Annotated in this window: 10 protein-coding genes; 5 read left to right on the forward strand and 5 right to left on the reverse strand. The window is 42.0% G+C overall.

Translation table 11 applies throughout. The features are described from left to right. Positions 1 to 61 precede the first annotated feature (61 nt). Positions 62 to 1,579 (reverse strand): phenylacetate--CoA ligase family protein, encoded by a 1,518-nt coding sequence (locus tag NOS7524_RS11325; RefSeq protein WP_041555702.1) that lies wholly within the window; start codon positions 1,577 to 1,579, stop codon positions 62 to 64. Positions 1,580 to 1,718: 139 nt separating this feature from the next. On the opposite strand from NOS7524_RS11325, the gene NOS7524_RS11330 reads away from it, so the two are divergent. Both NOS7524_RS11330 and NOS7524_RS11335 read left to right on the forward strand, forming a co-directional pair. Next, the gene (locus NOS7524_RS11330) at positions 1,719 to 3,413 is read left to right on the forward strand and encodes a serine/threonine-protein kinase (RefSeq protein WP_015138623.1); all 1,695 of its coding nucleotides are present in this window, start codon (positions 1,719 to 1,721) and stop codon (positions 3,411 to 3,413) included. Positions 3,414 to 3,570: 157 nt separating this feature from the next. Continuing rightward, positions 3,571 to 5,697, forward strand: a complete 2,127-nt coding sequence (locus NOS7524_RS11335; protein ID WP_015138624.1) for a serine/threonine-protein kinase — start codon at positions 3,571 to 3,573, stop codon at positions 5,695 to 5,697. Positions 5,698 to 5,876: 179 nt separating this feature from the next. Here NOS7524_RS11335 and NOS7524_RS11340 read toward each other — a convergent pair whose 3' ends face one another. Then, positions 5,877 to 6,335, reverse strand: a complete 459-nt coding sequence (locus NOS7524_RS11340) for a BON domain-containing protein (protein WP_015138625.1) — start codon at positions 6,333 to 6,335, stop codon at positions 5,877 to 5,879. A gap of 517 nt (positions 6,336 to 6,852) precedes the next feature. On the opposite strand from NOS7524_RS11340, the gene NOS7524_RS11345 reads away from it, so the two are divergent. After that, positions 6,853 to 8,298: a sensor histidine kinase gene (locus tag NOS7524_RS11345; RefSeq protein WP_015138626.1), complete on the forward strand. Its 1,446-nt coding sequence runs from the start codon at positions 6,853 to 6,855 to the stop codon at positions 8,296 to 8,298. Positions 8,299 to 8,359: 61 nt separating this feature from the next. On the opposite strand, the gene NOS7524_RS11350 is transcribed toward NOS7524_RS11345, so the two are convergent. From NOS7524_RS11350 to NOS7524_RS11360, 3 genes are all read right to left on the reverse strand, one after another. Beyond that, positions 8,360 to 8,944, reverse strand: a complete 585-nt coding sequence (locus NOS7524_RS11350; RefSeq protein ID WP_015138627.1) for a retropepsin-like aspartic protease family protein — start codon at positions 8,942 to 8,944, stop codon at positions 8,360 to 8,362. Between the two features lie 305 nt (positions 8,945 to 9,249). Then, the gene (locus tag NOS7524_RS11355; protein ID WP_015138628.1) at positions 9,250 to 10,023 is read right to left on the reverse strand and encodes a nucleoside phosphorylase; all 774 of its coding nucleotides are present in this window, start codon (positions 10,021 to 10,023) and stop codon (positions 9,250 to 9,252) included. Positions 10,024 to 10,129: 106 nt separating this feature from the next. Further along, positions 10,130 to 10,867, reverse strand: a complete 738-nt coding sequence (locus tag NOS7524_RS11360) for a phycocyanobilin:ferredoxin oxidoreductase (RefSeq protein WP_041555276.1) — start codon at positions 10,865 to 10,867, stop codon at positions 10,130 to 10,132. A gap of 339 nt (positions 10,868 to 11,206) precedes the next feature. On the opposite strand from NOS7524_RS11360, the gene NOS7524_RS11365 reads away from it, so the two are divergent. Beyond that, complete coding sequence (locus tag NOS7524_RS11365; protein WP_015138630.1) at positions 11,207 to 11,614, forward strand: DUF2267 domain-containing protein; 408 nt, start codon at positions 11,207 to 11,209, stop codon at positions 11,612 to 11,614. A 33-nt stretch (positions 11,615 to 11,647) separates the two neighbouring features. Continuing rightward, positions 11,648 to 12,313, forward strand: coding sequence for a phosphoribosyltransferase (locus tag NOS7524_RS11370; RefSeq protein WP_015138631.1), 666 nt, complete (start codon positions 11,648 to 11,650; stop codon positions 12,311 to 12,313). Positions 12,314 to 12,437 lie beyond the last annotated feature (124 nt).

Genomic DNA, 12,437 nt, shown 5'->3' on the forward strand with positions numbered 1-12,437 from the left:
ATCGCGTATCAGTAGAGTCAGTAAAATATTATCCCTAATTCTGCGGTAAATTAAAGACTTCTTACTGGCGTGTGTAGCGATGCTTGACACCGATGGGGAAATATTCGCGATCGCCCATTGGTGCTAACATCACTTGGGGTGTTTGGTATTCCTTCGGGACGTAATTGGCGAACTCGCTGTTCAGTCGCAACAGTTGGGTGAGAATTGAATTAGCTATGGCTTGGTGTTTATCTTCACTACCTTCTACCTCTGGTGCTAATTCCACCACTACAGATAAAAATCGATTTTGATCGGCATCTTCTTTTACCTGCAAGACAAACTTACCTGTTACCCATTCTTTAATCACAGGTTGCTCTAACCCTACTGTGACATTTTCGGGGTAGATATTTGCGCCAAAGTAGGAAACTGTAAAATTAGAGCGTCCAAAGACGTAGACGAAGGGTAGTTTGCGAATACCTCTTGGGGAATGGGGAGTAGTAGAAGTCAGATTTTCCAGTGGGTTGAATCCCCAGTTTGCTAAAAACTGAAGCATAGCATCATAGCTGATAATTCCCCCAGTGTCTAAGATGTTATACCGGATTAGGGGAATACCGTTATTGCCAGAAAATAATAATTGCCCATCTTGCACTTCAAAAAAGCGGCTCACTGGATCATACTGCACCAGTGTAGGTAAACGGGATTCTCCAAATAATGCTTTAGCGGCTGTGGGGTTTTGTGCCAAAAAACGCCGAATACAAATACTCAAAGGGGTTTCATTGCCTAATACTCCCGCATCGGCTGTACCGTAAAGTGATGCGGAATCATAGCAGGGATGTTGAGAACCTACCCTTTCGCCTACTAAACTCCGCCATTCTTCGCTAAATACTTCACCTGCCATCACAAATTTAATCTGATAGCGTGGCCATTCCACACCACGAACAATTCCTGTATCAATTACATCTTTCAGAAATGGTGGATATCCTAATAAAACCACCTGTTCAAAATTGCCACCTAGTTCCTGCACTACCCTGAATATTTCGTCTTTATTGTTACCGGGTGTAATCACAGTGATGGGGTAGCCTTTGCTGGCAAGATAGCGACAGCAATTTGTAGTGAACATCCCACCAACCCAAGTACCGAGGGTAAAACAAATTACTGCGAGGGTGCGTTTGGTATCGGCGGCGAAACTGTCGTAAAAAATTTGCTCAAAGCGTGTAGCAATTTGTAATTCATCGGTGAAGAACCGAGGCCAAAATGTCGGCTTACCTGTAGAACCGGAGGAAGCCGCAATCATATCGCAACCTTCTAGCTGCCCGTTGCGACATAAATTAGTTAGAGGATAACGCGAGATATAATTTTCTTTAGCGATCGCTGGAAGTTTCTGAAAATCCGCAAAAGTTTGGATACTATCGGGATTAATTCCTTTCTCTGCTAAGAAAGCTTTGTAAGCAGGCACATCAGCAGCTACATCATGAAATAAATCCAAGACAGCTGATTCACTAGCAGTGTTGATATGCTGCTGTAATAATGCTTCTAGAGGGGTAGATACAAAATCTTCCCATGCCTGGATTGCTTGCTGCCCTCGTAATTTGTTGTTCATCATTAGTTAGTCAATAGTCAATAGTTATTATCCTTATTTCCTTCCCAGTCCCCAATCCCCAATCCCCACTCCTTACTCCGTAAATTAAACTGTATTAGTTGTAGTAATTTCTAAAAACCCTCATCTATCCTTCAGCGCCATGCAGGTATATTGCAGTAAACAACACGCAAATAATAGCAGTAATCGTTTTTGCATTCATTGCGGTGAACCTTTGGCTCTTGCTGTTGGGCAAGTTGTAGATAATCGTTATCGGGTGATACGGCAATTAGGACAGGGTGGGTTTGGACGGACTTATTTGGCTGAGGATACTAAGAAATCAAATCAAACCTGTGTGCTGAAGGAATTTGCTCCCCAAGTTACTGAGAAACAGGATTTACAAAAAGCTAAGGAGTTGTTTGAGCGAGAAGCAAATGTTCTCAAAAAACTTCACCATCCTCAAATTCCGAGGTTTCACGCTTCGCTACAGGTGAAAATCGGCAGTCGGGATTTTTTCTTTTTGGTACAAGATTATATAGAGGGTGATAATTTTGACCAAATCTTAGAACAGCGTCAAAGTCAAGGGAAGACTTTTAGTGAAGAAGAAGTAATTACTTTAATACAACAGATTTTGCCAGTTTTATCTTATATTCACTCTCTAGATGTAGTACACCGTGATATTTCTCCTGATAATTTGATTTGGCGGCGTGGTGATAATTTACCTGTGCTGATTGATTTTGGTGGGGTGAAGCAATTACCAGCTTCTGAGGGCTTCTGGTTTACTAAATTGGCTGTTAATCACACTTTACTAGGTAAAAAAGGTTACGCACCAGAAGAACAATTACGACAGGGAAAGGTATTTTTTAGCAGTGATTTATATTCTTTGGCGGTGACAGCTTTAGTTTTACTGACAGGAAAAGAACCGCAAAAACTATATGACAGCTATCAAGGTGTTTGGCGTTGGGGTAGAGAAATCAATGTTAGTACAAAACTAGAGTCGGTGTTAAAAAAGATGCTGGCTTATAAACCAAGCGATCGCTATCAAAACGCTGATCAAATTCTCAAAAATTTACCTTCACCATCTCTCACTCAACCGCCTGTCACCCATCTTACCAAGATTAAGACAATGGTAGTTGCCCCCGGACGCAAGGCAGCAGGCGCGATTGTCAGTAAATTACATAACAAAACTCAAGCCGTTGCCCAAAAGTTACCCTTCCCGGTTTGGTTGCGTCCTTTTGCAGTGAGTTTTGGCGGGACAGCTTTAGTGGTTTTGACTGGTGCAGGTACTTGGGCTGTAGTCAATGCCGTAGTTCGTGGTGTATCATCAATTACTTTGCCATCAATCTCCTTACCCCAAATCCCATCCTTACCCAATCCGATTGCTCAACCAGTCGGGAGTAAAACCAAAATTAGTCTGAGTGACATTCTCAGCCGTCGTCAACAATTAGAAATTCCGGAAGTATTTTTTATTCGGACGGTAGATGGCTTATTCTATGCCCAAAAACCGGAACTTAAAGGACGAAGCCTCACTTCTAAACCGGAGGATAAAGCTTTACGGGATGAGTGGCAGACTATTGCTGGGGATTTATTGAATAAAATAGAACAAGCTAACCTCAGTACCGATTCACGCCGGAATTTAGGCAGCTATACTGAGCAAGATTATCAAAGATGGAGAAGACAAGCCCGTTCTGGACAACTGGGAAAATACACAGTTAATGATCTCAATAGAGATACCAATCAAAAATTTGATCGGTTGTTTCCTGGTCAACAGCGTGGGAAACTGAATCAACAAACTTTAGGTCAAATTTGGTATGCGATCGCTGCTGATCAAGTTAATCAAGCCAAAAGCGGGAGATAGGGATTGGGGATTGGGGATTGGGGATTGGGGACTGGGGATTGGGGACTGGGGATTGGGGATTGGGGAAGCAGAGGAGCAGAGGAGCAGAGAAGTAGAGGAGAATAACTATTGCCTATTGCCTATTGCCTATTGCCTATTGCCTATATAACTAATAACTATGTATTCTCTTTATTGTTCTAAAGGACACGAAAATTCTGCGGGGAGTCGCTTTTGTCTCCAGTGTGGTGAGAAGTTGGTGGATCATCCCCAAAGTTCTGGTATTCAACCGGGGCTAACTTTAAGCGATCGCTATGTAATTGTACGTCAAGTTGGTAAGGGTGGGTTTGGACGTACCTATTTGGCTGAAGATATTAATCGTTTCCGTGAACTTTGCATTTTAAAGGAATTTTATCCTCAAGTTCAAACAGAATACGTTCTCCAAAAAGCAGAAGAATTATTTCAACGGGAAGCTAGCGTTCTGTATAAACTACAGCACCCCCAAATTCCCCGCTTTCGAGAACTGTTCCACACCAACCTCGAAGGTAAAGAATATCTATTTTTAGTTCAGGATTATGTGGAAGGGGAAACTTATAATGCCCTATTAAATGCCCGCAAACAACAGGGTTTAAGATTTACAGAAGCAGAAATTCGCCAACTTTTACAGCAAATTTTACCAGTGTTGGATTACATCCATGCTTTGGGTGTGATCCATCGGGATATTTCGCCAGATAACTTAATCCTTCGCAGTGTTGATCAATTACCAGTATTAATTGACTTTGGTGGTGTCAAACAAGTAGCAGCTGTTGTTGTTTCCCAATATTATCAACCTGGGGCAGCTGTGCCGACTCCAGCCGCCACTCTACTGGGTAAGGTAGGATTTGCGCCACCAGAACAAATGCAAACTGGCTCGGTTTATCCTCACAGTGACTTATATGCTTTGGCTGTTACCGCATTGGTTTTACTGACTGGTAAACAACCCCAAGAATTACTCGATACTTACACTCTGGCTTGGCAGTGGCGACGGGACATTAGCCTAAGTCCAATTCTAGGGCAGGTGTTAGATAAAATGCTAGCTCCTAGACCCGGCGATCGCTACCAATCAGCCCAGCAAGTTTTACAAGCACTCAACCCCACACAAACACCGATATATTATCCCGCAACTCAAGCACCAATTCCCACATCTCCACCCACAACAGCCCCCACATCCGCCACCCTGGCTGTCTCCCCCACTCCCCCATCTCCCCCTACTTCCCCCACTCCCCCACCTTCCCCACCCAAAAAATCGTGGACACCCACAAAACTTTTCTTAGCTGTAATAGCATTAGTTGGTGTTGGCGGATTAGCTTGGTGGGGATTGAATGGGAGAGGAGATGATCCCATCGTAGTTAACCCCACGCCGACACCAACTATTACCCAACCCACCAATCCCTTAGATAAATATTCGCCAGCAGAACGACGACGCAAACAAAGATTAAGCGATCGCCGTCAACAGTTAGGTATAGACTTTAATTTCTATGTGAATTTAGTGAATCAACGCTTTTGGGAGCAAAATCCCAGTTTACGGGGACGCACCCTCAGCGATGAACCAGCAGATGAAAGTTTACGGGCAGAATGGGATCAAATTGCTGCACAATTATTAGAAAAACTGGCCCCCTTGAGTACCAAAGCCAGACGACAATTAGGAACTTACACAGCCGCAGAACGCGATCGCTGGAAAGTAGAAGTTAATCAAATCAACGTTAGTAGTCGGGCTTTATATGACTTGGGTGATGCAGCTTTCTTTAATGCTTTCCCTGAACAAAAAGGTCAAGATTTTCTTAATCAACCCATCGGACAAATTTGGCACGCCTTTGTGAGTGACAAACTTAATGCACTCTTAGCTGGTAGTGCTTTACAAAGAATTGTTTTTGCTCCAGGTGCTACCAGTAAAACCGTCAGTGGTACTCTCAAACCTGCTGCGGGCAGAGCTTTTATTGCTGATCTTGGCAAAGACCAATCTTTAGATTTAAAGTTACAAGCAAATTCCAAAGTTTTGTTATCAGTTTATTCTCCTTCCGGCAAAATCGTATTTTTAGAAGATTCTCAGCAACGCAATTTATCCACTGAACTACCAGAATCAGGATTTTATGAGTTCGTTGTGGTATCTACTGCATCCACACCAGCAGATTATCAACTTAGCCTGACAGTAGAAAGTCCTACCTCACCGTCAGAACCTACATCAACGCCCACAGAAACCACCACACCCATACCCACACCCACCGAAACCCCAACCCCAGATCCGACACCAACAGTAACACCTGAATAAAGGTAGTCATATTCAAAAGCTTACGCAAATGTCAAAAATAATTTAATCTCCAAAATTAGGACTAAAGTCCTCACTACTAACCTCAAATAATTATCAGTGGAATAAGTCTGAGATAAATAAAAAACAATCGCTTTGGAATCAAGCGATTGTTTTTTATTTAATTTCTAAAACCTTTACTTTTAAGATTTTTTCTGATCTTCAAGTTCTGCTTCTACTTTGACGTTGTTAACTCCCTTCACCTCTTTAACTAATTTTTCAGCTTTTTCTAGTTCTTCTTTAGAAGCAGCCTTACCTTTAAGGGTAATTTCACCTTTGTTATTTTCTACTTCTAACTTATTTCCAGGTAAACCTTTCTGTAACTTTTTAATAACAGCATTTTTTAAATCTTGTTCAGATGTTGTGGCTGTATTATTTTGTTTATCAGTTTTGAATTTACTATCTGGAGTAGTTGTTGATTTCTCAGTAGATTTGAGAGTTTTATCTGTGGGTTTTGTAGTTTGAGTAGCTTGTTTTTCAGGCGTTTTGGCTGTTCCATTTGTAGGAATAGGCGTTTCGGAAGTATTTTTTACAGCTTCTTGACAGCCAAATGTACCAACTAATAAACAAGCACTAACTACGAAGGTAACTAGCTTTTTCATGTTTATCTCCAGATTGAATTATTGCAGCGAGTAATTGACCTGTGTATCTTGCTGAGGAGAAAGTTTAAATCAAAATAAAGTTTGAAATAGTAAATCTTAAAAGCAAGAAGCACAAGATCACTGACACTAGAAACTCTTACTACTTGTAAAGGCTAAAATCCGCTAGCCACTTTTTAAAAGTGTCCACTCAATTTTTATTACACTTACATATATTTGGCGTTGCGGTAGTCCATAGTTAAAAGTAATACTAATCACTATAGGAATCCGCTTTGATTACTGTTCGTGTAACGTGGCGTAGCCAAATTATTTGCGTAGGGAGGGAACAGGGAACAGGGAACAGGGAAGAAGAAATAAAAGTGTTAGGCAGCGAGGCTGGTATTGTCACAGGGGAAATTGCGCCTATTTTGTTCGGTTATACGACTGTTATTAGAGCGTAAATGACTATAACCTCTAAAGTAGTAGTGAAACTTTAAATCTCAAAGCTGCTAATCGCTCTTGAACCAAGGGGTGAAAGTCTGTGTACGAATGGATATTGCCAAGTCTGAGTGAAGTGCTAGCCGAAAGTCAATCAACTTTGGCTGAATGCTCAGTCACCAAAGCAGAGCAGCAATGGCGGATGAGTTTAGCAGCGACAGAACAGCTGCTAATTAATACGTTAGCCACTGCCGCAATTGATGCAGTCCCTGGATTGGTTTTGGCTGCACCAGCACCCCTATTTAGTCAGCCAATATTAACTCAAAAGTTGCAAAAAGTAACTTTTACAGCCAAACCATTTAACCCCTTGGCGTTAATGCCGTTTCAAATGCCAAGTGCGATCGCTATTTCGGAAGCAGCAAATACTCCTGGCGAGTCGGTACTACCTTTACTACCAGCTGATCCCTTAGCATCAGAGCAGTTTTGTCTGGTATTTACAAATAAATTTAGCTTAGTGTTGGTTTTAGCAACCCACCCAGACGGACAAAAAACCTTTTCATTTTCCTTTGAACCAGAGATAGTACAACAAGCATGGCGATCGCTAGGTGCGCGAGTCATGCTCACTAATCCCGATTTTTTTACTGAATTGGACGCACTGGTACAAAACTATCCCGTAGTTGCACCAGATTACCGTACTTTGCTTCAATTTAGTCAGTTGTTGCTCCAAGCCGTACCAGAATCAGAAGCGATTAAAGAAGACTTCTCCCAGTACCCAATTTCCCATCCCCCATCCCCAATTCCCAATCCCCAATGTCCACTCCCCAATCACTCCACCCCAAACCCTGATGTAGAATTACTCCAAGCCTTTGCTCACGAAGTCCGCACTCCACTAACAACTATTCGCACCATGACTCGCCTATTACTCAAGCGGCGAGATTTGCCAGCCAATGTGATCAATCGCTTAGAAATTATCGATCACGAGTGTACTGAGCAAATTGATCGCATGGAGTTGTTATTTAAGGCAGCAGAATTAGAAACTTGTACCTCAAGCAAGGCTGCTAACACCTACTTGACTGCAATGTCTCTAGATCAGGTGCTACAACAAAGCATTCCTCGTTGGCAACAAGCTGCACAACGTCGCAATCTAACTTTAGATGTGGTTTTACCGCAGCAATTGCCTACGGTAGTGAGTAATCCAGCCATGTTAGATCGGGTACTCACGGGTTTGATGGAAAACTTCACCCGCAGTTTGCCAGCTGGTAGCCATATTCAAGTTCAAGTCATTCCCGCCGGAGATCAATTGAAGTTACAACTGTCGCCTCAAACTCTCTGTCAAGAGACAAATAAAGTTAGCGCACCTGCAACTCCTCCCATCCGTAAAGCCCTCGGTCAGTTGCTGATGTTCCAACCAGAAACAGGTACTATTAGTTTAAATATTGCTGCTACTAAACACCTATTTCAAGCGATCGGCGGTAAGTTAATTGTCCGTCAGCGTTCACAATATGGGGAAGTTTTGACTATTTTCTTACCCTTGGAAGTGAGGGGTTAGAGATGGGGGCAGGGGAGCAGAGGAGCAGAGGGGCAGAGGGGCAGGGGAGAATAATTATTGACTATTGCTTACTTCTAGGATGAAATTCTACGGTTTTTTCTAATATTTTAATGTCGTAGTTATCAAAAAAGTCGTGACCTAGTAATCCAATGGGTGCTTGAGGTGCGATCGCTACTTCTACGTTGTTAGCTATAGCTCCACCTGCTGTCATCAAATTTACTGTCCCTGTGGGGAATTGAATTAGGCTACCGTCAGCAATTTGTGCTGCCATTACTCCTGTAGGTTTGATTTGTAAAGCATTTGCTATTCCCATAGTAATTACAGTATTGTTAGCACCCGTATCAACAATCATCTCAAAGGTTTTTTTGTTATTAAAGGTGACATCAATTACAGGAGTTCTACCCAGGCGGCGCTTGATAGGAACTCGAAACACTTTTTTTTCTGGTTCTGGAAATTTCTTGATCTCACTGGAATTATGACAAAGCTTATCTAACTTAATCGTTCTCCCAGAGGCGGTAATCATAAAACAGTCGCCTGGAGATTGAGCAGTAGTACGATGGGATAATGCTAAAAACATTAGCATTGATATGGCTATAATTCCAGCTAAATTAATACTTGCAATCCTGCACTTAACCATATTTTTCATATTCTTTATTTCTCCAATGTTTTCTATAAATTTGAGGATAAAAATACTAATTTTTTAAAAAATAGAAAATTTTTACATCATTATTAGCTTGTGTATATTACTTCTTCAATTACTTAAATATTTCAGGTTAAATACCTAATTGTTTTAGGTATTTACTTGATACTAATAAATATAAGCAATAGTAAATTATGGTTTATTTATATATATTACAGTAGATTTACTGACAACAAATAAAGTTTAAGTAAAGACTAAATAAAACTACTAAAAGCAAATAAGATTTTGATTAATCTAAGAATTTTGCTATTTTAATTACAGTTTTTTGCGGCATATATAGCAGTTGCGATCGCATTGTTCACTGCCATATCCTTTTGAGATAAGATAACTTCTTCAGTAATAGTGCGTTGCGCCACTACACCACAAACAGCCGCAGCTGCAAAGCCATAGACTCCAGCCATTTTAAACAGTGTGCCGCATTCCATCTCGTAGTTCAAAATATTTAAACGCTGATATTCTCTGGTGATACCATGCAGCGATCGCATTAAATAAGGGTTAGCAGAATCGGTACGTTCTTGCCCTTCATAAAAAGTATCTACCGAAGCCGTAATTCCCATGTAATACTCAACCTTTAATGCTTGCGCCGCCTTCACCAAAGCTACAGTCAGAAACGGATCGGCGGTGGCTGGATATTCCACAGGAGCAATATCATTGGCTGCACCTTGACGACATAATGCCGCACTACTAATAACTATGCTACCGACTGGTATATGAGACTGGATGGAGCCACAAGTGCCTATGCGGATAATTTTTTTAATACCTACCTGCACTAACTCATTCACCACAATACTTAAGGAAGGCGCACCCATACCACTGGTAGCAGATAAAATTGGGCAACCATTGGGTAAGTATCCTAAATAGCTATTCAGTCCCCGATGCTCTGAAAGTAGGCAGACATCCTGTAAATAAGTGTGAGCGATCAAACGCGCCCGTTCCGGATCGCCAGATAATACAGCCATACTAGGAGGTGAAGCTCCCAGATCATCTGGACTAAAACCAATGTGATAGAAGTATTTACTAGCCAATGTCTAATTACTCCAAACCCATTCTATTTAGTAGAAGTAGGGGAAGTAGGGGAAGTAGGGGAAGAAAAACCCAGTCCCCAGTCCCCAGCCCCCAATCCCCAATCCCTCACTCTGGTAAATCAAACAATACTGTAGTCATGTAATTTTCTGCCCATTCGGAACCGAAGGCTTTTTCTAGTACCCGGCGGGTTTTATCGTTCTGTTGCTGTTTGGTGCAGTAATTGCGTTGTCCGGCGAGAATTTGCTGCATCTTTTCAGACTCAACAGGACTAGATGCGATCGCTGCTTGGCAATGAATTTGTAAAAACTCCCCCACCCGTCCTAAAAACATAGTTTCTTCGTCGGGAGAACTGGGACGCACAAACAGACAAAAATCTGAGAAAATTTTTCCCCATTCTGGTAATTCACGAGGTTGTGAAAAGTCTAGAGATGGAAGAGATGACAATTGAGTGTCATAGGTTGCTGGTAAAATCCGCTCTGGGTTCACAGGAGACAAGTCTGCGATCGCGGCACTAATTTGACCTCTACCCCCCACTAAATCACACCCAAACATCGGTAAGTCATATTCTGGACGGGGAAACATCACACAATGCAAAATGTCCAACATATTTCCCACCCTAGCCAGTTCCAAGTGCATTTTCCGAAACTGGGGTGTTTGATAGCAGCGATTTTCAATGATGAGTTTTTCACCTTCTAGCCTTCCTTCCACATACCCCAACTCAGCAGGCAAGTGATAAGGTGACAAATCCAGATTTTGATGCCAAACCGCTTCAATACAGTCAGCTAGTTGGCGAATTAGGGGATGTTGTTGCTCTCGTAGCGAGGGCATGGAAGTTAATGACATAATCTATCTGACAATGCTATCTAGATGTCAGTCTACGGCCTGCCATGCTCATTCTGTTATGGCTTGCAATATAAGCAAACATTTAGGACTTGGGGCAGGGGGTAGGGTGCGTCAGTGAGAGAAAACCTAGCTGTACCAAGAAATTATTTATACTGACGCACCCTACATTGTGGATATTTTTTTATCTGGAATTCTTTAAATTCATCCAATAGGCAGACTGACATAGTAAAGATGTCGCCTCGTTAGTCAGAGGACATTTAATCTTTCGCTTTTTACAATCAAACAACGGTAGCAAAAAGTTAAGTAACACTCAGGCATTAAAACCTACCTGGAGGTAATATGCAACACGATGAGTTTATCGGACAGGTACAACATCGCGCACATCTCAGTTCAAGGGGTGATGCTGAAGTTGCAACTCGTGCTACTTTAGAAACATTAGCCGAACGCATAGCTGGCAACGAACCTCTCAATGCTGCGGCTCAACTACCAAAAGGCATTGCCCAATATCTGCAACACCAATATGCAGGTGCTGGTACACGCTTCTCTCTAGATGAGTTTTTTCAGCGAGTTAGCCTTTTAGAAGATGTAGACCTGCCAAAAGCGGTGCATCATGCCCGTACAGTCATAGAAGTATTGACAGAAGCTATTAGTCCAGGGGAAATCAACGATATTCGTTCCCAATTACCATCAGAATTTGACCCGTTGTTTGAGTCAGGAAGTCAAGGAAAAATGTGCGTCAACACTTAACCAGTAATTGTGATTTTGCAGGAGCGTGACACCATGCTATTTAAAGACCGCACAGCCGCAGGCCAAGCTCTGGCTAGTCACTTAGCAGATTATGCTAACCAGTCAGATGTGCTAGTATTAGCCCTACCTAGGGGTGGTGTTCCCGTTGCCTTTGAAGTTGCTAAAGCCTTAAATGCACCCTTGGATGTCTTGATAGTACGTAAACTTGGCGTACCTGATAATACAGAACTGGCAATGGGAGCGATAGCTTCCGGTGGTGTCCGCATCATTAATCAACAAATTGTTACTGAAGTTAATATTCCTGATGAAGTAATTGCCAGAGTTGCAGCCCAAGAACAACGGGAATTAGAAAGACGCGAAGCTATGTATCGCGGTGATGAACCTTTTCCAGAATTACAGGGACGCACAATTATTTTAGTAGATGATGGTTTAGCAACTGGTGCAACCATGTGGGCTGCTGTACTTGCTGTGAGACAAAAGCAACCCAAAGAGATTGTGATTGCTATACCCGTTGCTGCATCTGAAACCTGTCAACAGTTGGAAAGCAAGGTGGAAAAAATTGTTTGTGCTGCCACACCTAGCCCATTTTATAGCGTGGGTATGTGGTATGAAGATTTTCCTCAAACTACAGATGATCAAGTCCGCGAGTTACTAATTCAAGCGAATAATCATCAATCATTATCTACTGTTGGGGATTAGGGATTGGGCATATAAATTCAAAATACTCCTGCAAAGAAGCAAACTACAAAATTCAAAATTGAATAAATTTTGCCTCCTGCTCCCCTACTTCTTCCTAGTCTCTAGCTTATAACCTTTAAACTCT

The sequence above is a fragment of the Nostoc sp. PCC 7524 genome (assembly GCF_000316645.1).
GTDB lineage: Bacteria > Cyanobacteriota > Cyanobacteriia > Cyanobacteriales > Nostocaceae > Trichormus.

Coding starts and splice junctions, on each gene's coding strand:
- NOS7524_RS11360 (WP_041555276.1), bottom strand. CDS start 10,867: ATGTCATTAACTTCCATGCCCTCGCTACGAGAGCAACAACATCCCCTA.
- NOS7524_RS11325 (WP_041555702.1), bottom strand. CDS start 1,579: ATGAACAACAAATTACGAGGGCAGCAAGCAATCCAGGCATGGGAAGAT.
- NOS7524_RS11350 (WP_015138627.1), bottom strand. CDS start 8,944: ATGAAAAATATGGTTAAGTGCAGGATTGCAAGTATTAATTTAGCTGGA.
- NOS7524_RS11330 (WP_015138623.1), top strand. CDS start 1,719: ATGCAGGTATATTGCAGTAAACAACACGCAAATAATAGCAGTAATCGT.
- NOS7524_RS11340 (WP_015138625.1), bottom strand. CDS start 6,335: ATGAAAAAGCTAGTTACCTTCGTAGTTAGTGCTTGTTTATTAGTTGGT.
- NOS7524_RS11370 (WP_015138631.1), top strand. CDS start 11,648: ATGCTATTTAAAGACCGCACAGCCGCAGGCCAAGCTCTGGCTAGTCAC.
- NOS7524_RS11335 (WP_015138624.1), top strand. CDS start 3,571: ATGTATTCTCTTTATTGTTCTAAAGGACACGAAAATTCTGCGGGGAGT.
- NOS7524_RS11365 (WP_015138630.1), top strand. CDS start 11,207: ATGCAACACGATGAGTTTATCGGACAGGTACAACATCGCGCACATCTC.